Raw genomic sequence first — 20,160 nt, forward strand, 5'->3', positions numbered from 1 at the left:
CGACGAGTCTGCGGAAGGTCATGCGGTCACTCCTCGGGCGAGCAGGCCGGCCAGCAGACCGGCCGCGTAGGCGGCGGGCAGGGTCACTCCCCAGGCGGTGACCAGAGGGACGGCGAACTGCCAGCGCACCCGGCGGCCGCCCTCGCTGGCCCCCGCACCCACCAGTCCGCCGATCACCGTCTGCGTCATGCTCACGGGCGCGCCCAGGGCGGCGCTGGAGAGCACCGTGGCGGAGGAGGCCATCTCGGCGGAGGCGACCTGCCAGGGGCGGGCGGCCAGCAGCCGGACCGACGCCCCGCCGGAGACCCTGCGCAGACTGAGGACGGCCCCCGCCGCGAAGACGAGGGCCACCGCGGCGGCCGGTGCGAGGCCGGGCGGGGTGTCCAGGCTGCCGCCGACGTGGCCGGCCGTCGCCACAGCCGCGACGGCGAACATCTTCTGGCCGTCGTTGGCCGCGTAGGCCAGGCACTGGCAGCCGAAGGCGGCGATGTGCGCTCCGTGCACCAGGCGCGGCATCCCGGGCACCGTCGGCATCCGGCGGGCACCGCGGCCGAGCGCGAACCCGGCGGCCGCGCCGATCAGCGGGGCCGCCGCCGCGATCCCGAGCACCAGGCCGAGCCGGGCCCATTGCGGCCGTTCGCCCAGTCCGGAGCCGGCGCCGGCCAGTCCGCCGAGGACGGCCAGCGTGATCGAGGTGGGGATGCCCCGCCAGGTGAGGAGCACGACGAGCAGCAGGGCGGCGGCGGCTCCGCACAGGAAGATGAGCGCGGGGTGCCCGGCGTCGCCGGGGATCAGCCCTTCGGTGAAGGTGCGGGCCACCCGCACCCCGAACAGGGCGGGCCCGAGCGCCACCGCGGCGGTCAGCGCCAGCAGGACGGGAACGGCCGAACCGCTGCTGTGGCGTACGGCCATGGCGAGCAGCGAGGCGCCGTCGTTGGCGCCGCAGACGAGGACGAAGGCCAGGGCGGTGATGATGAGCGCGATGGTGGTGGTCAAGGAAGGTGCTACCTCACGTGGTGGGGGCGGCGCGCACCCGGTGGACCGGTGTGCGCGCCGCCCCGTGGGCCGTCAGTCGTCCAACTCGTCGGCCACGTCGTCCCAGTCGACGAACTTGAAGTTCGTGTTGGTGCGGACCTCTCCGTCCTCCCCGGTCACGTCGGGGGCGTTGAAGCCGTCGTGGACCACGAGCAGACCGTGGGGGTACGCGTCACCCAGCGGGGCGTTGAGCACGGCCGCGCCGTCGCACTCCTCGGAGCCGTCGATCGCGCCGGCGCCGGCCGCGGGGGCGACCCGGAAGTTGCCGACGTAGTCGTTGTCGCCGTCGCGCTCATAGGCGACGAAGGTGTTGTCGCCCTGGCTGGAGGCGAGCAGATAGCCCTCGCCGTCGTCCTCGCGGTAGATCGTCAGGCCCTCGACGTCGGCGGTGATGCGCTCGCCGCCGGCTCCCGGGTCCGCGCCGGCCGTGCACTCGTCGGCCACCGGGTCATACGTGCCCGGAACGCCGAACTCGCGAACCTTGTCGACGATGCGGGGAGTTCCGGTGAGGTCGGCGCGCATCCGCCAGATGCCGACGTCCTCCTGGGCCGCGTAGAGCACGCCCCGCTCGGGGTCCACGACCATGCCCTCGACCTGGGGCGTGCGGCCGGGCTCGTCGCAGGGGGTCCAGCGGGTGCCGTTGCCGAGGTCGAACGAGGAGGGCAGGTCCAGCGTCCGGATGCGGTGGTACGTGACCGTTCCGCCGGCGGTGGCGGTCAGCTCCATCAGCGCCAGGCGCGTGGTGTGACGCTGGCTGGCCAGCGCGTAGTAGCGGCCGTTCGAGGCGTTGCGCCAGGTGGCGAGCCCGTACGCGCTCTGCTGGTCGTCCACGTCGGCCTCGGTGGCGCTGAAGACACGGGGTGCGGCCGGGTCGGTGAGGTCGGTGAGCGGGGCGCCGGGGTGGTGACGGTCGATCCCGTAGACCCGCAGCCGGTCGCGTCCGCGGTCGGAGACGACGGCGATGTCGGTGCGGACGCCCTTGATCTTCAGGCCCGACAGCAGGTCGACGTTGTTGAACCGGCCGGGCTCGTTGTCGGGCCCGGGTGCGGCGGGCGCCGCGATCGACTGGATCTCGTCGCCGCCGAGGTCGTGGACGCGCAGGCCGCCCTGCTTGGCGGTGGCGATGACCAGGCTGGCGTCGGGGTCCGCCGCGTTGAACCAGATCGCCGGGTCGTCCGCGTTGGCGTCGCCGCCGGCCGCGTCGTCGTACAGGGCGGGGGTCTCGCTGACGGCGTACACGGACGGGGTGTCCGAGGCTGCCGCGGGATTGGCCGGCGTCGCCATCAGTGCGGCGGTCGCCGCCGCCAGACAGACCGTGGTGAGACGTCTGGGCAAGTGCATCGTGCCTCCCGGAAGTGGGTTGGGCGGTGCGGGATGGCCAGGACAGTACATAAGTATGTGCTGACATAAAAGACTGCGGACATGAACACCTCGCAGAAGCACCAACCTCCGTGGATTTCCACAGAGTTACATCAGCATGTCTTGACATAGTGAAGAAAGCGGGCGGAAGCTGCTCCCCAAGTCGCCCCGACCCACTCGGGAGAAGGCCGACCCACTCAGGAGCAGCCCGGCTCCGCCGGGCCCACGCAGGAGGTCAGGCATTGTCCAGCAGCACTCGCGGCACCGGTGGCGCACAGCGGCCGGCCCGAAGAATCGCTCTCGCAGCCGCACTTGCCGTACTCGCCGGCGCAGCGGCCTGCGCACCGTCGAGCCAGACCGGTGACGACGCCGCCCCCGGCAGCGCCGCCCCGTCCGCCGTCATCGACTCCGCGGCCGACTTCGACCTGGACGCCCTGGTGGCGGCCGCGAAGAAGGAGGGCTCGATCACCGTCTACGACAGTTCGGGCGACATCACGAAGGTCGCCACGGCCTTCACCGCCAAGTACGGCATCAAGGCGACCGGCGTGAAGAACAAGGTCGGCGACACCCTGGAGAAGATGACCAGGGAGGCCCAGGCCGACAACGTCACCATCGACATGACGCTGTACGAGGACGGCCCCAGCCTCGTCGGCGAGCTGCTGCCGCAGAAGGTCGTCCACACCTGGATACCCGCCGACCTGGCGGACGGGATCCCCGCGGCCAACCGCAGCCCTCTGCTCGTCCTGCAGAAGGCCAACGTCTGGGTGTACAACCCGAAGCTCTTCCCCAAGGGCTGCCCGGTCGACAACATCTGGGACCTGGTCGACCCCGAGTGGAAGGGCAAGGTCGCCCTCCAGGACCCGCTGGGCAAGCCCAACATCGTCGAGTGGTTCAACCAGCTGTCCAACGGCGCCGATCAGGCCCTGCGCGACTCCTACGGCACGGCGAACCCCGGCGAGGAGCTGAAGACCTCGCAGAAGTCGGCCGGCGAGGAGTGGGTCGTCAGGCTGGCGAAGAACTCTCCCGTGCTCACCTCAGCCGACGACGACGTGGCGGCCGCGGTGGCCTCCCCGAACCAGAAGCAGCCGCGCATCGGGCTCGTGTCCAACGCCAAGTTCCGTGACGTCGAGGAGAAGAACTACTCGATGCGGGTCTGCGACACGCTCAAGCCGTGGAGCGGCTACCTCTACCCGAAGTACTCGGCGATCGCCACGAAGAGCAAGCACCCCAACGCCGCCAAGCTCTTCACCCACTTCATCCTCACCGAGGAAGGCATCAGCCACGAGATGGGCGCCGGCGGGATCCCCGGCAGCACGGCGGTCAAGCAGGGCGCGTTCAGCCCGGCCGGTCTGACCGACTGGAACAAGGAGCTGTTCGCCTTCGACCCCAAGTACCTGGCGAAGGACTTCGCGGACACCGAGGCCATGCAGGACCTGTGGCGCATCAGCCACAGCTGACCTCCCCGGCACCGCCCTCGCAGACCTGGGGCCTTTCGTRTGGATCASGCCGGGCTCGCGGGGTCCGGCCTGATCCAAACGACAGACCCCAGCCCTCCTTCCGGCCGGCCCGGCCTCCCCCGACGGGCCGGCCGGACCACGCAACCCCTTACTGGAGAACGCCCATGGCCGTGGCCGACCCCGACTCCGCCCCCGCAGCCGATCCGCCCGCCCGAGCTGTCGTTCTTGAACAGCGCCAGCCAGGCCAGGGCCCCTCTGAGTGCCGGGCAGTGATGAGGGCTGTCGTGTCGGGTTGGCCGTGTGAGCCGATTCTCGGTCTTCGAAGTGAGTACGCGTGCTCATGGGCAGGCCGCCGCGCTCCTCCTCGTAAGGCTCCAGAACCAGGACGGCGAACTCGTCCTGACCGAGGAGCAGATCGACTTCCTCGCTCCCGGGGTCGCCGCCTGGTTCGAGCGGGGCGCCTCGCCCGCCGCCGTACGCAAAGCGCTCACCGAGGACCTGCCCCGGCCCGTACGGTTCCCGGCGCAGCTGATGAGGCACCGGCTCACCGTCTCGCTGCCGTCCGGACGCTCCCTGCCCGCCGCCTACCGGCCCGTACCCATGCAGAACTGTGACGGCTGCGACCGGGCGTTCAGGGCGCCGGAGCCGGGGCACTGCGACGAGTGCAACGAGAACACGTACGCGAATCCGGCGAGCGGCTGAGGTTGAATGAGCCGGTGAACGACACCGCAGCGCTCCTCCTCCGCCAGGCCGTCCACCGCACTCAGGAGGCCACCCGTGAGCGTGCTGCCACGGGACGTGGGCCGGAGGACGCCGACGACGTTGCGGGCACCTTCTCCACGGACGGTGCGCTCGGCTTCGATCCGCTGCCTCTTCTGCGGGCTCTGCATGAGGCCGGCTCCGGCGCGGTGGTCATCGGCCAGGTTGCCGGGATCATGCATGGCTCGGCCGAACTGACGGGCGACCTCGACCTGTTGTGGGACGGCTCGCCCGAAGAAGGGCGCGCCCTGCATGAGGCCTTGGCCGCCACGGGCTGCACGGCCCTGCCCGAGCTGGACCGGCCGCAGGTGGAGTACCAAGCAGCTGGTGCCAGCGGCGACTTGTGTACGCCCGCGCTCCCCTGGGGCGCCATGGATGTCATGCCCTGCCTCGCGCGGGCCGTGAGCACTCTTGACCCGGCGGGATTCGCCATCCGGTACGTCGACCTGGACGACCTGATCCGCATGAGGCGCGCTCTCGGCCGCCCGAAGGATCTCCGTCGTGCGGCCGAGCTCGAAGCCTTGCGCCCCTGAGGAGCGCACCTCACCGTCCCGGGGTGTACCGGACGGCCGCGAGAGGCGCTCCGGGCTGTGCGCCGAACTTGTCCACGACGGTGCCCCGAGCGCCGCGGTGCACCACCTGGAGGGCGACGCGGGTGTCCCATTCGCGCAGGTCCATCCGCACGCGGGGGGCGCCGTTCTCGGGCTTCATGGCGACGATCAACTCGTTCGGGTATCCCGCGCGGTTGAGTGCCGTCCGCACCTCGGCGGCGTTCTCGCCCGTGCCCTTGAGGGCGGTGGTGACGTGTGCGGCGAACTTCTCCGCGTAGCAGACCTCGGGCTCGGTGAGCGGGACCGGCTCCAGGAGGTTCCCGTCGGGCACGGACGCCGCGGGCTCGTCGGTGGCGGGCGGATCGGCGGGCAGGGGAAGGAGGTCGCCGGGCTTGTCCGCGGGCTCGCCGGAAGGGCCTTGGGCCAGGGTGGGGACGTCGCTGGGACCGAGGGGCTTGTCGGTCTTGCTGTCGTCCAGCGGCGGGCAGCCGGCGGTGAGTTCGAGGGACAGCTTCATGAAGTCGATCAACGGTTCGTCGGAGCCCGGGGCCTCGGGCACGGAGGCTGCGCGGTCCGTCTCGAGGGTGGCGGCCCCGGTGTTACCGGAGCAGGCGGTGAGGGCGAGCGCCCCCAGGGCGAGGGCGGCTGCGATGTGCGCTGTTCGAGGCATGTCGTCAACTTAGAGTCGCGCGGCGGCCTGCCCATGAGCACGCGTACTCACTTCGAAGACCGAGAATCGGCTCACACGGCCAACCCGACACGACAGCCCTCATCACTGCCCGGCACTCAGAGGGTGCCGAGCGCGCCCACGGCCGCACAGCTGTGGCCCGGCCCGCCCTCCGACCGCCGGCCGGAGCACCACCAGGAGAGCACTCCGTCCACCTCGCACGCATGCGTGCCCAGGTTGTGTTCGACGCACAGGGGCCACGCCTGCCACAGAAGCTCAGTGACGGTGTCCTGCGCGGCGTCGGCGACGATCGCCAAGGCGTGAGCAGAGTCCTCTGCCGTCTTGGGGTACAGATGGTTGCCGTGCCACTCACCGTTGGCCAGGGCAACGTAGACGTACTCGAGCTCGCCCGCCTCGTAGGAAGGCTGGGCCAGCAGTTGCAGAGGTCCCTGCTCAGTATGAGTCGCGGCCACGTCCTGGTTGAGGACCGCGAGAGCCTCGTCCCACAGGGGGTACTCGCCTCGCGCGACCCGACGGACTTCGGGTTGATCGACATGAGCATGCATAGGGCCATCCTCCGCTACGGATGCCCGGCCTCGCGCGCGCACAACGTCGCAAACCTCGACGACACTTGAACCACCGTTGGACTTCCACACCGCGCACTGACGACTCCGACAACAGGGAGCACTTCCTCCAATGACCGCACCACCCGCACGTCCCGGTCAGGGCGGCCCCGGAGCCGCCTCGGTCACGGGTGTTCCGTCGTTCACGCCCTCTCTCGCCAAGGCGGTGTTCAGGGACGTGACCCCGATGCACGTCTCCCGACAGGCCGCGACAGCCGCCGCCTCCGTGACGCGGACCGTCCTGGCGGAGATCATCGACGGCGCGAGGAGAGCGGCGGCGGAGGAGGCCCGGAAGAAGCTGCTTCCCGAGGACCTGATTCCGGCAATCGACCGGAACGTCGAACTCGAAGTGGCGGGAACGTGGTTCGGCTACAGCTCGACGTTCAAGGAGCGAAGGGGCGTCGTGCGCGACGCCAACGGTGTCATCGAGACCCCTCCCAAGCGCAGCAGAGCGCGCAGGCCGAGTGCTGTGGCCGGCTCCCACCGGTTCGAGGCCGGGGTCAGGAAGCTGCTGCGGAGTCAGAGGGCGACGGCCGTTCCGGCGATGGTCCGGGACCTGGACGGGATCGCGAGCGTATTCCTGACGGACCTCGCCCGGGACGCGGTGATGGTCGCCCGCCAGGGCAGGGTCAGGCGGACCATCGGCCTGGATGACGTCCTGGCCGCCACCGGGATGCGGTTGTTCGTCGGCATCAGGCAGCGCGCCCTCGCCGAGGCACATGAGGCGACGCGAAACACTTCGGCCGGCTGAGCGGCGGCCGGAGATCCCTGCGCCTCGCCCTCTCCGAAATTCCGCCGGTCGGCGGTTCCCCACTACCACCCCAGAGAAGCCGGGCGAGGCGCAGGGATCTCCGGAACCATAGGGCGGGGCCGTTACTGGACCGTTTCAAGGCGGGTCGGGGCCTCCGCGCATGCCTGAGCCGGCGTCCCCGCAGTGGTGCGGGGACGCCGGCTCAGAGGGTGGTGCGGGATATCAGGCCTTGTCGATGGTCAGGGTGATGGCCGAACGGATGGCGGTGTAGGAGCCGGACACCTCGTTGCCGACGAGGCCGGCCGTGCGGTCGGTACCGTACGCGTCGAACGGCAGGGTGAGGATCTCGTCCTTGCCGTCGCCGTCGAGGTCGGCCACGAAGTTCTCGCGGGCGCCCCAGGCGTCGAAGCCGGTGACGGCCAACTGGTGTGGTTCGACGTCGGCCTTCAGGACCTCGGGCTTGTACAGCGCGACGAACGTCTCGCCGCTGCGGACCAGGATGCGGGCGCCGTCGGGGCCCGTGGCGAAGGAACCGCCGCGGATCTCGGCGATGGCACGGGCGTGGCCGTCCACACCGTCGGCGCCGTAGGTGCGGAGCGAGGCGAGGCTGTTCTCGACCAGGCCCTCGGGGCCCGTCGTCCAGTTGGCGAGGGTGGCGTAGCCGCCCGCTGCGGCCTCGTGGAGCAGCTCACCGGTGCGGCCGTCGCGGATCTGCACCATGTTGGTCAGCTGGTTGGGCGGCAGCTGCTCGGAGTTGCCGCGCACCACGTAGGTGAAGACCACCGCGTGGCCGTCGGCGTAGGGGATGCCGGACGAGGCGAACGTGCCGGCCCGCAGCGGCATGCCGAGGACGTCGCCCTGGCTGATGCTGGGTGCCTTCGGGGTGAACGACCAGGCGGCACGGCCGTTCTTTCCGTTCAGCGCGACGCCGCCCACGGCGACGGGCGCCCCGGGGTTCTGGCCGCGGGTCTGGTACTGGGCGTAGACCTTGCCGTCGGCGGCCGACAGGTCGGCGAACGCCGGGGTGCCGATCTCCGCCGGAACCGTGTACTCCCACTTCAGGGAGCCGTTGCCCTCGTAGGCGCGGACCTTGTCGGTCGCCACGGCGACCTCGGCGGCGCCGTCGCCGTCGAGGTCGGAGGCGACGACGTTACGGACGTACTCGCCGGCGCCCGCCTTGATGACGGTCAGGACCTTGCCGGTGCGGGCGTCGACGACCGCGGCCGCCGTGCTCGCGGCGACGATCAGCTCGTCGCGGCCGTCGCCGGTGGTGTCGGCCTTGATGACCTGGACCACGCGGCCGGGCAGCGTCGCCGTCCACAGCCGCTTCGGCCGACCGGCGACCATCGACGTGCCGTCGTAGGCGAACAGGCCGTTGGACGAACCGCCGAGGACGACGTCGTTCTTCTTGTCGCCGTTGACGTCCGTGGCGGCGGCGGTGGTGGGCACGCCTTCCAGCGGCTGGACGGCCTTCTCCGCACCGTTGCCGAGGTTGTAGACGCGTACGTTCTGGTCGGTGTCGGCGGTCCGGATCCGCCACGAGCCGTCCTTGAACGGCTCGGTGTACAGCGGCGATCCGATGACGCCGTTCTTCTCCCACTTCACGGCACCCTTGGTGCCGCTGAGGACGGAGATCCTGGCGTAGTGGGATCCGTAGCGGTTCTCGGCGGCCTGGAGGTCCGTGTCGTCCAGGTAGGAGGCGACGATCTTGCCGTCGACGGCCTTCACGCCCCAGGCGGCGGCGACGTCACCCTCGTCGCCCGCCCGCTTGACCGTGTGCGCCCAAAGCAGGCTCGCGTCGTCGCCGTCGAGCGCGCGGACGCTGTTGGTGTTCATGTCGGGAACCGGGCTGTACTTGGATTCGGCGAGCGTCGACTCGCTGACCGTGTACTCGGGCTTGGAGTTGCCCTGGATGTCGCCGATCTCCAGCGCGAGAGGAAGCGCGTTGATCCGCTCGGTGAGGGTGGTCCGGGTGCCGTCGGCGATGTCGTACGCGGCGATCTCGTACGTCACGCCCGCGGTGTAGTCCGACTGTTCCAGCGCCACGACGCGGTCACGCTTGGCGTCCAGGCGCAGCTGCCGTACGTAGAGGCTGCCGCTCTGCGACCACTTGACGCTGCCGTCCTCGGTGTCGATCACCAGGGTGTGGCCGCTGGGGGCCTGGTCGGTGGCGTAGTTGCGGTTCTGGTTCCAGGAGGCGGCGATCAGCCCGTTCCCGAGGGGCTGGAGCGAGCCCCACTGGACGCCGGCGTAGAGCTCGGCGTCGTGCGTCCAGGTCTGCTTCGGGGTGAGCTTGCCACCGGTGAAGTCGAAGCGGATGCCGGTCAGGGTGGCCTTGGAGCCGGCCGGGGAGTTCATGTTGGAGAACGCGGAGTCCGCGATCACCAGCGTCTTGCCGACCAGTTTGACGTTGTAGGCGGCCGCGTAGAGCTTCGACCACAGCGTCTTGCCCGTGGCGCCGTCCAGGACCGTGACGAAGGTACCGTTGGGCAGCGAGGAGCCCGGTGAGGTGAACGGGCGGTAGGGCAGGACGCCGACCTCGGCGGTGAACACGATGTCGTCCACGCCGTCGCCGGTCAGGTCACCGGTGGTGACACCGTCGTCGCTGGCCATGGCGAACGGGCTGATCGCGTTGAAGCCCATCACCACGGCGGGCGGGTAGGGCTCCTTGCTGCCGCGGGGGGACGGGGTGATCTGCCAGTCCGCGTCCAGGGACGTCGCGTCGCGCGACCAGAGCTGCTTGCCGTCGGCGCCTACGCGCTGGATCGGGCTGAGCCCGTTGACGCTGAAGTAGTCGCCCTTCGAGCCGCCGACCGGGAAGGTGGCGGCCATGCCCTGGGCGCCCTCGATGCCGGACTTCTTGGTCAGCTTCCAGGGGCTGGTGGCGTCGGTCGACGCACCGCTGTCCGTCGTGGAGGCGTCCTGGCCCGCCGTGGTGGCGGCGGTCTTGTCGGCGGTCGCCTTGGCGGCCTCGGCGGTCTGCCGGGCATCGCCCTGGCTCCGCCCGTCGCCGTAGACGTCGGGCATGAGGCGGCCGGCCATCTCCGCGGCCTGGCTGTCGGTCAGCTTCAGGATGCCGTTGCCGCCGCTGCTGTCGTCGGCGTGGACCGCCGGGGCGACGCTCAGGGCGAGGCCGGAGGCAACCAGCATGGAGGCCAGGCGCAGGCCCCGTCGTTGCGGGTTTCTCATCAGATGTCCTTCGGGGAGAAGCGGAGGGCGGTGGCGTCACTCAGGACGGCCTCGTTGAACGAGCTGCCGAGACCGTCGGTGCCGGCCTGGTTCTCGATGCCGGTGGTCGCCGAACCGCCGCGCTGCGACGCGGCGCTGCCGATGCCCTTGTACTGGAGGGTGACGGCGCCGGTGGCCTCGTCGAAGACGGCCTCGAAGGAGACGCGGACCGAGGTGTCGGAGGCGAGGGCGGCGTTGTTCCACACGATGGCGAACTGCCGGGAGCCGGTCTTGCCGGTGACGGCGGTCTGGACGCTCGACTTCTTGTCCAGGGTCAGGTCGTCCCAGAAGGCGGCGACGACGCCGTTGGGCTGGGTGGGCGCCGGCAGCGCGGTGTTGGCGTAGTCGCCCAGGCGCGGCTGGAGGAAGTTGACCAGGCCGTTGGTGGTGACGGAGGCGCTGGTGTAGCTCACGCCGTAGTGGCGCACCGGGAACGGCAGGCTGATCTTCGTGGCGTCCTCGTCACCGGTCAGGGCGATGCTCTTCGAGCCCTTGACCCAGGAGGCGGCGACCGGGGCGCAGGAGTAGGTACCGGCCGCGTCCGTACGGTTGGGGAGCTTGACGTTTGCCGTCTCGTCGCCGTCGACCTTCAGCGCGCCGTTGTAGACGCCGTTGCACACGACCGGAGCGGCCGGGGCGACCGACAGCGTGTAGGCGCCCTCGGCGACCTTCGGCAGGGTGAACAGGCCCTGGCTGTCGGTGGTGACCGCCGCGACGGGCGTGCCCGTCACGGAGACGGTGGCCTTAGCGAGCGGCCGGCCGGTGACGTCGAGGACCTTGCCGGTCACCTGGTGCGCGGGTACGGCGGTGAGCGCGAGGTCCTGTGTCAGGGGCCGGCCCGTGGCCAGCTCGATGCCGGAGACGGAACCGGTCACGTAGCCGTAGGAGCCGGCCGAGAAGCTGTAGGTGCCCGGGAGCAGCGACAGCCGGTAGGAGCCGTCGGTGCCGGTCGTCACCGAGCGGTTCGTGGAGCCGTTCGTGGCCTTGACGGTGACGCCCGACAGCGCGGCGCCGCTCGCCTTGTCCGTGATCTTGCCGGACACCGTCACCGCGGTGTGCGGGGCCTTCTCCACGGAGGCGAGGATGTCGAGCTTGCCCTCGCCCCACACGTTGTTCATGCCGGCGGTGCCGCCGCAGTGCGTGTCCTCGACGTCGCGCGCGCCCTCGTTGAGGAGCGCGCGGGTTCCCTCGATGTCACCGATGAGCGAAGGAGCCGCCGACCACAGCAGCGCGACCGCGCCCGCGACGTGCGGAGTCGCCATCGACGTACCGCTGATGGTGTTGTACTGCGAACCGGGCCAGGTGGCCGTGACGTCGACACCCGGTGCCGCGATGTTCGGCTTCGCGAGGCCGTCGATCGGGGAGGGGCCGAAGCCGGAGAAGTTGGCGATCTTGCCGGCGGAGTCGTACGCGCCCACGCCGTACGAGGAGACCTGCGAGCCCGGCGGATGCGTGGTGGAGCAGGTCACGCCGTCACCGTCGTTGCCGGCCGCGAACGCCTCGAAGATGCCCGCGGAGTTCCAGGCCTCGACGATGTCCTTGTAGAAGGTGTTGTCGTCACCGCCCCAGGAGTTGTTGACGATGTTCGGGGCGAGATCCGGGCGCGGGTTCTGCCCGTTGTGGTCGGTCGGGGCGAGGATCCACTGACCGGCCTTGAGGAGGTAGTCGTCCGTGCACTTGTCGGACTCGCAGCCCTTGGCCGCGATCCACGTGGCGTCGGGGGCGACACCGATGCCGTGCTTGCCGACCATCGTGCCCATGGTGTGGGTGCCGTGGCCGTTGTTGTCGCACGGCGTACCGGACGTGCCGCAGGCCCCGGACGGGTCGTAGAAGTTGTAGTCGTGCGTGAACGAGCCGTCGCCGTTGTTGCCCCGGTACTGCTGCACCAGGTCCGGGTGGTCGTACTGCACACCCGAGTCGACGCTGGCGATGACGATGCCCTCGCCGCGGTTGTCGTACTGCGACCAGACCTGGTCGGCCTTGATGTCCTTGACGCCCCACTCCGGGGTGTCGTCGCCCGTGGCGGAGGAGTCGGTCCCTGCCGAGGCGGTGCGCGAGGCGGCGACCTTCGCGTCGGAGGTCTCGATGTCGTCGAGCTTGTACGTCCGCGCCTTGACGATCCGGGCCACGTCGGACCGCTTCGCCAGCTCGTCCACCAGCGCCTGGTCACCGGTCACCTGGACGGTGTTGGTGATCCAGTAGTCCTGGTGTCCCACCTTCTTCTTGTCGAGGAAGGCGGTGAGCGAACGCTGGCCCTGGTGCGCGGTGTCGCGCAGCGACTTGTAGGCGGCCTGGGCCGCCTGGGCGTGAGTCTTCTTCCGCTTGGCGGCCGTGAGGTCGGCCTGGTCCTTCAGCACGACGAAGAAGCGGGCGTCCGCGCCGCCGCGCACGGCGGACGCGAGCCCGGCATCGACCTTGCCCGATGCCGGGCTCGACGGTGCGGAGCCGGTGGAGCCGGCGGAATCGGCAAAAGCGGGTACGGGGCCGGCCAGCATCGCGGTGGCCGCGCTGAGCGAGGCCACCGCCCACACGGCACGTCTACGCCTGGGCGATCGGGGCAGGTGCATCGAAGCACTCCTCCGGGGGAAGGCAGTCGGGTGCCCGGACCCTAGGAGGCCGCCGTTACTCGGCCATTACAGGCCACGTGATGCGCCCTGCCGGCCCCCACACGGCCCCGCTCCGCCCTCCGCCGGTCCGCAGGGCCCTCTCTGTCCGCCGGTCAGCTCAGGCGGGCCTCGGCGTAGGCCACCATCGCGTCGTGCTGGTACGCCGCCAGGCCGTCGGCGATCCGGTCGAAGTTGGCCCGCATCCGCGGGTCGTCCACATAGGTACGGGCCAGGCCCCTGTACGCCTGCGCGTCCGGCGTCCAGAACCGGCAGACGCCCCGGTAGTGCGCGTCCGTCTCCGCCTGCACGGCGGGGTCGTCGGCCGGGGTGCCCGCCACCATGAACTCCGCGAGGCGGACCATCTGTGCGGTGACCTCGCGCTGCCACGCCTCCTGATCGGCCTCGCTCATCGTCTCCCTGGACCGGCGCGCCTCCTCCCACGCCGCCGGCCAGCGCTCGCGCACCTCGGCGTCCTCCTCGGCCGTGTGCTCAAGGCCCTCGAACAGGTTCTCCGGCCTGTTGATCCTCGCCATGTCGTCGTCCTTTCCTTCCTCCAGTTCGGCGATGGTCCGCTCGACCGTGCGGACGAGCGTGTCCAGCCGGTCACGCTCCTCGCGCAGCCGCCGGTGGTGCTCGCGCAGGGCGCTCACCGGGTCGGTGCGCTCGTCCAGCACGCGCCGGATCTCGCCCAGCCTCAGGCCCAACTCCCGCATCAGCAGGATCCGCTGCAGCCGCAGCAGCCCGGCCTCCTCGTAGTAGCGGTGCCCGTTGCTCCCGAAACCCGCCGGCGGCAGCAGGCCGATCTCGTCGTAGTGCCGCAGCGTCCGGGACGTCACCCCGGACATCCGCGCCACCTCCGCGATCGACCAGGCCATGGCCGCGCCTCCCTTCACCGGGCCGGTTCCTCCGGCCACCCGCATGACCGTAGGAGTTGACGCAACGGAAAGCGCAAGACGGACGCGGCGGGAGCGGTGCCGGGCCGTGGGATCAGCCCGCCGTGCCCCCTGGACAGACAGCCGGGTCCGCCACCCCGGCCGAGCGCCGGCCGGCCGGGGTGGCGCTCAGTCCGGCCGCGCCCCTCGATGTCCTGCCGAGCCGCTTCCGCGCGTGAGTGCCCGGCGTCCAGGCCCTGCGGCGGCCGCTCAGCGAGCGACCGCCTTCGTCGCCCTGCTGACGGCCGCACCACTCGTGTGTCCGGTGCGACGGGCGGTCACCTTCACGGTGATCTTCTTGCCCCGCACGGCCGTCCTCAGCAGCAGCGAGGACTTCGTCGCGCCCTTGATCGCCTTGCCGTTCGCGTACCACTGGTAGGTGTACGAGGTCGGGGCCGGCGACCAGGTGCCGCGCGCCGCCTTGAGCGTGCGGCCCACCTTGGCGGTGCCCGAAACGGTGGGAGCCCGGCTCGCCTTCGGGGCGCTGCCCGCGGCCACCTTCACGGCGGTGGGCGTCGCCGCGCCGCTGGTGTGGCCGGTCCGACGCGCCGTGACCGTGACGGACAGCTTCTTGCCCAGCAGGGAGGCCGTCGGTGTGTACGTGGACGCGGTCGCCCCCTTGACGGCCTTGCCGTCCGCCTTCCACTGGTACGCGTACGACGTGGGGGCGGGGCTCCACGTGCCGTGTGCCACCGTCAGCTTCGTGCCCACCCGCACCGTGCCGGTGATCCTCGGTGCCGTCGTGGCTTTCGGCGCCACGCCCACGGCCACGGTGATCTCGGCCGTGGCACGCGCCACGTCGGGGGTGCCGGACTTGTGGGCCGTGACCTTGGCGCCGAGCTTCCTGCCCAGCAGGGAGGCCGTCGGTGTGTACGTGGACGCGGTGGCCCCGGTGACCGCCTTGCCGTCCGCGTACCACTGGTAGGTGTAGGACGCCGGCGCACCCGACCAGGTGCCGTTGGAGACGGCGAGCCCGGCACCGACCCTGGGAGTACCGCTGATCACCGGCGCGGTCGCGCTGACGAGGGGCGCCGGTGTGACGGTGAACGAGCCGTGCAGGTACTCGATCGGCTGGTGCGTGATGACGGAAAGGCTCCACGTGCCCACGGTGGCGCCGGTCAGGTCGAGCACAGCCGTCAGTGTTCTGCGGTCGGCGGAGACGGCCGTGGTGGTCCCCTCGATGAACTTGCCGGGCAGACCGATCCGTACCTTGTCGCCCTGGTGGAGGGCGGTGCCGGAGAGCGTGACCGTGGCCTTGGTGCCGGAGGCGCCGGTGGCCGGGGTCAGCGCACCGATGGTCACGGCGTCCGGCCCGCAGGGGGCCGACTCGCAGACGAGTTCGGCCGTGAAGTCCGTCCGCGCGGCGGTCTCGGGCAGGGACAGGACCAGGGTGCTCGGGGAGAGACCCGTGGCACCGGTCCGTGCCACCGCGCACTCGTAGCCGGAGGGGGCGGAGAGAACGCAGCCGTTGTTGAGGTTCGTGTCGTAGAGCGCGGGCACGGCGGTGGCGGTTGCCCCGGCCGTGTCGCCGATCTTCATCGGGAACCGGTCCCTGTCGGCGGTGGGCAGCACCGCGCACACCGTGGCGTGCTGCTCGTCGAGGACTCCGGTGAACGGGCCGTAGCCGTAACTGATGTTGGGGACCTTCGTGCACTCCGGCGCAGGGCCGGCCGCGGTCGCGACGCGTACGGCGTCGAAGCGGTACGAGGGGGCCGTCCGGGAGGCCGAGCCGACCGTGACGAGCACCTGGTAGTGGGTGGAGCCGGTGACCGCACAGGATCCGCCGCTGCTGCAGACCGCTTCGCCGGAAGCTCCGTAGACCACGATGCGCGCGGTACCGACGGCGTCGCGGACGTTCACGTGCACGGTGTCGCCGGCCCCGGTGGTCGTGACCTGCCGGCACTGGAGGGTGCCCGGGGCGCCCAGCACCCCGCCCGTGGACGCGCCGCCGGGCTTGGTGGCCGGGTTGGCCGTGCAGCCCTTCGCGGAGGCGGTGACATCGCGGCGGGTCAGGGTGTAGGAACCTGCCGTGTCGCGGCCGGTGAACAGCACGGTGTGGGGGGCACCCGGCGCGAGTGGGCAGGTGGTCCAGGTGGAGAGCGAGGAGTAGACGGAGCAGACCTCGGCGCCGCTCGGGTCGAGGACCGTGAACCCGGCCGTGGAGGTGGTGCCCGGGTCGGCCTTCAGCTGGAGGTTCTCCCATGCGTGGTGGTCGTCGGCCGGAATGGTCAGGCACTGTGCGAACACGCCGTCCCCGGTGGAGATCCGGGCGGCGGGGCTGGTGGCGGTGAAGTCGCCCGCCGGTACGGCCGGGCAGGCGGCGGCCGCGTCCGTGCGGTAGAGCGCGAGGGCGTACGCACCGGTCGGCGGGTCCTGGACGGTGGTGGAGACCAGCGCCCTGAACGGGGCCTTGCCGGTGAGCGCGCACGTACCGGCCGAGAGGGTGCTCCAGTCGCACACCTGCGCGCCGTCGGCGTCGATCACGATGACGTCCGTGCGCGGGCCGTCGGTTCTGAGCGACTTCAGGATCGCCATGCGGGCACCGGCCGGCAGCGGCAGGCTGAGGCAGTCGATCTCGCCGGCCGCGGCGAACGTGGAGGTGTATCCGCCGAGTTCGACCGGAACGCAGCCGGCCGTGGCGGTCCGGTCGAAGATGAGCGTCGCGTCGTCGGTGAGGACGGTGTAGTCACCGGGGGCGGGCAGACTGCACCCGGACCAGGTGGTGCACACGGTCCGGCCCGCCCGGTCGTACACGCCGAGCACGGTGCGGGTGCCGGATCCGACCGCGTACGCGTCGTAGCGTCCGGCGGCCGGTGCGGTGAACGTCTTGCAGCCGGTGGCGGGCTCGACCGCGGTGGGTGCGGAGTCGTACGCGCTGAGCGCGACGTGCGCGCAGCCTTCCGGGTCGGAGAGCCTGCGCACCTTCAGGGTGTACTCGGCGGGGAAGCCGCGCTCCGCGCGACTGACCTGCGACAGCACCCGGTAGGGGCCGTCACCCGGCAGCACGCAGCCCTGGCTGCCGTCCTCGTTGAAGTGCGGGCAGATGCGGGCGCCGGTCCCGTCGGTGATCCAGGACATGCTGTCGCCGTACACGGTCGTGGCGATCTCGTTGGTGATGCGCTCACCGGCCCGCCCGGTGAACGGCCGGCACTGGACGGCCGTCGGGCCGGCGGCGGAGCCGGTGACCGGTGCGGTGTCCCACGCGGTGCCGATCTCCGGCTCGCACCCGTCGAGGGACTCCAGGGGGACGACCGCAACGGTCGGCCGGCGCACGTCGACCCCGGCGTTCAGCAGGGTGAGCGTATGGGTGCCGGCCCGGGTCAGCGGGCACCAGCCGGCGCCCCACTCGGGGTCGTAGCAGTCGAGGGCGGTCTCACCGTCGTAGACCGTGGGATACGTGTCCGTACCGTCGGCGAGGAGAAGGCGGTGCAACCCGGCGCTCTTCGCCGTGAAGGTGAGGCAGGCCGTCGCGTTGCCGGCGATGGTCAACGTCCCCGCCGACGAGGCCGCTTCGCCGAAACGGGACAGCGGGAGCTCGGCGCAGTCCTCGGCCGCGGGCGGTGACGCCGCGCCGACGGAGTACGCCCGGGCGCTGCCCGCCGGCAGCACCAACGACAACAGCACCGTCAACGCGAGCAGCAGAGCCGTGTACGCGGCTCTGCTGACGGACGCGTACGAGTGGTGAGACATTCCGTTCCCCCCGGACCGGGCGCCACGGCCGAGGCGCCGCGCCGGCCGCCGACCGGGTACGGAAGCGGCCGGCCACGGAAACACCGGTGATGTGTGCGACATGTGAAGAGTGAACGAGATGATCGCACACTTGATCGCAGGCGGACTCCACTTTGTCCCGGGCCCGTTCGGCCGTGCGGCCCCGCCGCTCCCGTCCTCGGCTCCCTAGAGGTACTCGGCGTACGCGTCGAGCGTCCGCAGGACCTCCGGCTCGGCGGCGGGCGGCAGTTGGAGCACGACCTCCTCGATGCCCAGGTCCGCGTAGTGCGTCAGCTTGCCCGGACTCGGCAGGACCGCGTACGGGATGACCTGGAGGTCCTTCGGGTCGCGGCCCGCCGACTCCCAGACCGTACGCAGCTTGGGGACGGACTCGCTCAGGCCCCGGCCGCCGATCGGCATCCAGCCGTCCGCGTACTCCGCGATGTGCGCGAACAGCTTCGGACCCGCCGCGCCGCCGACCAGGGTGCGCGGCCCCACCACCGGGCCGCGCGGCTCCTGCACCGGCTTGGGGTAGGCATAGCTCGCCCGCACCGAGCCGAACTCACCCTCGTACGCGGTGGGTTCGGCGGACCACAGCGCGCGCATCAGCGCCATCCGGTCACGGCCGAGCTCCCGGCGCGTCGACCAGTTCACCCCGTGGTCCGCCGCCTCCTCCACATTCCATCCGAAGCCGAGACCCAGCGTGAAGCGCCCGCCCGAGACATGGTCGAGGGTCGCGATCTGCTTGGCCAGATCGATCGGGTCGTGCTGGGCGATGAGGGTGATTCCGGTGCCGAGCTCCAGCCGCTCGGTCACCGCGGCGGCCTGCGCGAGGGCGACGAACGGGTCCAGCGTGCGGCCGTACTCGGGCGGCAGGTCGCCGCCCGCCGGGTAAGGAGTGTCCCGGCTGACCGGGATGTGCGTGTGCTCCGGAAGGTAGAGCCCGGCGAATCCCCGCTGCTCGAGCTGGTGCGCGAGCCGCACCGGTGTGATCGTTTCGTCGGTGAGGAAGATCGTCGTGGCGATCCGCATACGAAATACACCTCCGTCGTTGTCTGGTGGCCGCTCAAACGTATGCCGTACCGTGCGCAAAGCCGAGACTTCGGCGACTTCGGGGGAGGTCATTCACCATGGTCAGCAAGCGCACCCGCGCCGCTCTCACCGCCCTGTTCCTGACGGGCGTGCTCATCGGCGGCGCACCCGCCGCGGCATCCGCCGCCGCGCCGGCGTCCGTGTCCGCCGCTCCTCGTACCGCTTCGGTACAGGCCTCGGGGCACGTGGACGGGGCGGCGTCCGCCCATACCGGTGTGCGCGAGGCCGCGCACACGTACAAGAGCAAGAACAAAAGCAAGAGCAAGAGCAAGAAGCGGCGGAAGCACAGCTCCGGCGGGTTCGGCGGCGGGATGGTCGTGGGGATCGTGCTGGCCGTGATCGTGGTCGGCGTCATCGCGTTCGTCCTCATCGCCCGCGCACGGCGCAACTAGGGCGTGTTCCCCGGTCAGGCCTGACCGGGGCGGAGAGGTCCTGGACGCCGCGCCCCTCGCCGCCCCGGTCGGGCGGCGAGCGGCGCGGTCCCTCACCCGGCCGAGACGTCGCGCAGGGGGAGCTTCGCCGCACTGGAGCGCATGACCAGGGGCCCGAAGGAGACGGTGTCGCCCGCGGACGCGGTCTGCGAGGTGGTGGACGTGCCCGGGTAGTACCAGCGCCAGGTGCCCGAAGCGGGCGCGGTCACCGTCGTGCTGACCTGGCCCGCGCTGTTCGTCCTCACGGTCTTCACCGTCGTGTACGAGGCGGCACCGGTCTTCCTGAACTGCAGCTTCACGCTCTGGCCGCCGTAGCCCCGGTACTTCAGCGCCTCCCAGTCGGCGCGGGCCAGCGCACCGGTGACCCTGACCTGCCTGCTGGTCCCGAACAGGCTGGGCCGCGTCGCGGACACCTTCAGCGTCGCGGCTCGCTTCAACGTGAACGGGGCGAGCGCGTCGAAGATCCAGTAGTCCCCGTCGTTGGCCTGGACGTTGCCGTAGACGCCCCAGTCACCGGCCGCCTCGTTGGCGTTGTGGTCGCTGTAACCGGGAAACCAGGCGGGAACGATGCGGATCGTCGCCGTGCAGTCCGAAGTGGTGCTGCTCAGCTTCTTGCAGGTGATCCCGACGGTCTCGGCCGGGCCGCCGATGGTGCTGTGGGTGCTGCTCGCGTCAGCCCGCTCCACCCTCTTGACACCCGAGTTGTCCTTGACCGTCAGCCTGACCGGGAAGGTCACCACTGCGCCGGTGCCGACGACGACGCTCTTCCCGTTGTTGGCCACCCCCTTGACGACCCGGATGTCGCCCCGCCCCTCGGCCTGCGCCGGTGACGCCCCCAGCACGGCCATGACCACCGAAGCGGCCACCGTGCCCCACAGCACATGTCTTCGCATGTCCCCTCCTCCTCACCGTCGGCGCCGGATCCGGCGCTGACGCGTGGGCACAGAGTAGGGCCGGCCCC

15 protein-coding genes are annotated in these 20,160 nt (G+C 71.1%); 5 read left to right on the forward strand and 10 right to left on the reverse strand.

Annotated elements, in window-relative coordinates; translation table 11 throughout:
* Positions 1-18: 18 nt before the first annotated feature.
* Together EAO72_RS23375 and EAO72_RS23380 are read right to left on the reverse strand one after the other, a co-directional pair.
* Positions 19-996, reverse strand: coding sequence for an inorganic phosphate transporter (locus tag EAO72_RS23375; protein ID WP_148019234.1), 978 nt, complete (start codon positions 994-996; stop codon positions 19-21).
* 72 nt (positions 997-1,068) lie between these two features.
* The gene (locus EAO72_RS23380; RefSeq protein WP_148019235.1) at positions 1,069-2,376 is read right to left on the reverse strand and encodes a phytase; all 1,308 of its coding nucleotides are present in this window, start codon (positions 2,374-2,376) and stop codon (positions 1,069-1,071) included.
* A gap of 260 nt (positions 2,377-2,636) precedes the next feature.
* On the opposite strand from EAO72_RS23380, the gene EAO72_RS23385 reads away from it, so the two are divergent.
* The 3 genes from EAO72_RS23385 to EAO72_RS23395 all read left to right on the forward strand — a co-directional run bounded on the left by EAO72_RS23385 (position 2,637) and on the right by EAO72_RS23395 (position 5,143).
* A complete protein-coding gene (locus EAO72_RS23385) occupies positions 2,637-3,851 on the forward strand; it encodes an ABC transporter substrate-binding protein (RefSeq protein ID WP_187285185.1) in 1,215 nt (404 codons plus the stop codon).
* Between the two features lie 324 nt (positions 3,852-4,175).
* Positions 4,176-4,553, forward strand: a complete 378-nt coding sequence (locus EAO72_RS23390) for a hypothetical protein (protein ID WP_148019236.1) — start codon at positions 4,176-4,178, stop codon at positions 4,551-4,553.
* A gap of 14 nt (positions 4,554-4,567) precedes the next feature.
* Positions 4,568-5,143, forward strand: coding sequence for a hypothetical protein (locus EAO72_RS23395; protein WP_148019237.1), 576 nt, complete (start codon positions 4,568-4,570; stop codon positions 5,141-5,143).
* A gap of 10 nt (positions 5,144-5,153) precedes the next feature.
* Here the strand turns inward: EAO72_RS23395 and EAO72_RS23400 are convergent, their stop codons facing one another.
* Positions 5,154-5,831, reverse strand: coding sequence for a hypothetical protein (locus EAO72_RS23400; protein ID WP_148019238.1), 678 nt, complete (start codon positions 5,829-5,831; stop codon positions 5,154-5,156).
* 116 nt (positions 5,832-5,947) lie between these two features.
* Positions 5,948-6,394 (reverse strand): hypothetical protein, encoded by a 447-nt coding sequence (locus EAO72_RS23405; RefSeq protein ID WP_148019239.1) that lies wholly within the window; start codon positions 6,392-6,394, stop codon positions 5,948-5,950.
* A gap of 130 nt (positions 6,395-6,524) precedes the next feature.
* Here EAO72_RS23405 and EAO72_RS23410 point away from each other — a divergent pair, with 130 nt between their 5' ends.
* Positions 6,525-7,202 carry a hypothetical protein gene (locus EAO72_RS23410; RefSeq protein WP_148019240.1) on the forward strand — a complete coding sequence of 226 codons (678 nt, stop codon included), beginning with the start codon at positions 6,525-6,527 and terminating at the stop codon, positions 7,200-7,202.
* 222 nt (positions 7,203-7,424) lie between these two features.
* Here the strand turns inward: EAO72_RS23410 and EAO72_RS23415 are convergent, their stop codons facing one another.
* The 5 genes from EAO72_RS23415 to EAO72_RS23435 form a co-directional block, all read right to left on the reverse strand.
* On the reverse strand, positions 7,425-10,391 hold the full coding sequence (locus EAO72_RS23415) for a hypothetical protein (protein WP_148019241.1): 2,967 nt from the start codon (positions 10,389-10,391) through the stop codon (positions 7,425-7,427).
* Complete coding sequence (locus EAO72_RS23420) at positions 10,391-12,997, reverse strand: S8 family serine peptidase (protein ID WP_148019242.1); 2,607 nt, start codon at positions 12,995-12,997, stop codon at positions 10,391-10,393. The genes EAO72_RS23415 and EAO72_RS23420 overlap by 1 nt, the downstream gene beginning before the upstream one ends.
* A 152-nt stretch (positions 12,998-13,149) precedes the next feature.
* Positions 13,150-13,911, reverse strand: coding sequence for a MerR family transcriptional regulator (locus EAO72_RS23425; protein ID WP_148021985.1), 762 nt, complete (start codon positions 13,909-13,911; stop codon positions 13,150-13,152).
* Positions 13,912-14,178: 267 nt separating this feature from the next.
* Positions 14,179-17,658 carry a hypothetical protein gene (locus EAO72_RS23430; protein ID WP_148019243.1) on the reverse strand — a complete coding sequence of 1,160 codons (3,480 nt, stop codon included), beginning with the start codon at positions 17,656-17,658 and terminating at the stop codon, positions 14,179-14,181.
* A 204-nt stretch (positions 17,659-17,862) separates the two neighbouring features.
* Positions 17,863-18,708 (reverse strand): LLM class F420-dependent oxidoreductase, encoded by an 846-nt coding sequence (locus EAO72_RS23435; protein ID WP_148019244.1) that lies wholly within the window; start codon positions 18,706-18,708, stop codon positions 17,863-17,865.
* A gap of 98 nt (positions 18,709-18,806) precedes the next feature.
* On the opposite strand from EAO72_RS23435, the gene EAO72_RS23440 reads away from it, so the two are divergent.
* The gene (locus tag EAO72_RS23440) at positions 18,807-19,160 is read left to right on the forward strand and encodes a hypothetical protein (protein ID WP_148019245.1); all 354 of its coding nucleotides are present in this window, start codon (positions 18,807-18,809) and stop codon (positions 19,158-19,160) included.
* Positions 19,161-19,252: 92 nt separating this feature from the next.
* On the opposite strand, the gene EAO72_RS23445 is transcribed toward EAO72_RS23440, so the two are convergent.
* On the reverse strand, positions 19,253-20,092 hold the full coding sequence (locus EAO72_RS23445; protein ID WP_261991610.1) for a hypothetical protein: 840 nt from the start codon (positions 20,090-20,092) through the stop codon (positions 19,253-19,255).
* Positions 20,093-20,160: the final 68 nt, after the last annotated feature.

This window comes from Streptomyces sp. OR43, assembly GCF_008042275.1.
GTDB lineage: Bacteria > Actinomycetota > Actinomycetes > Streptomycetales > Streptomycetaceae > Streptomyces.

Coding starts and splice junctions, on each gene's coding strand:
- EAO72_RS23415 (WP_148019241.1), bottom strand. CDS start 10,391: ATGAGAAACCCGCAACGACGGGGCCTGCGCCTGGCCTCCATGCTGGTT.
- EAO72_RS23400 (WP_148019238.1), bottom strand. CDS start 5,831: ATGCCTCGAACAGCGCACATCGCAGCCGCCCTCGCCCTGGGGGCGCTC.
- EAO72_RS23410 (WP_148019240.1), top strand. CDS start 6,525: ATGACCGCACCACCCGCACGTCCCGGTCAGGGCGGCCCCGGAGCCGCC.
- EAO72_RS23430 (WP_148019243.1), bottom strand. CDS start 17,658: ATGTCTCACCACTCGTACGCGTCCGTCAGCAGAGCCGCGTACACGGCT.
- EAO72_RS23445 (WP_261991610.1), bottom strand. CDS start 20,092: ATGCGAAGACATGTGCTGTGGGGCACGGTGGCCGCTTCGGTGGTCATG.
- EAO72_RS23380 (WP_148019235.1), bottom strand. CDS start 2,376: ATGCACTTGCCCAGACGTCTCACCACGGTCTGTCTGGCGGCGGCGACC.
- EAO72_RS23440 (WP_148019245.1), top strand. CDS start 18,807: ATGGTCAGCAAGCGCACCCGCGCCGCTCTCACCGCCCTGTTCCTGACG.
- EAO72_RS23435 (WP_148019244.1), bottom strand. CDS start 18,708: ATGCGGATCGCCACGACGATCTTCCTCACCGACGAAACGATCACACCG.
- EAO72_RS23405 (WP_148019239.1), bottom strand. CDS start 6,394: ATGCATGCTCATGTCGATCAACCCGAAGTCCGTCGGGTCGCGCGAGGC.
- EAO72_RS23425 (WP_148021985.1), bottom strand. CDS start 13,911: ATGGCCTGGTCGATCGCGGAGGTGGCGCGGATGTCCGGGGTGACGTCC.
- EAO72_RS23420 (WP_148019242.1), bottom strand. CDS start 12,997: ATGCACCTGCCCCGATCGCCCAGGCGTAGACGTGCCGTGTGGGCGGTG.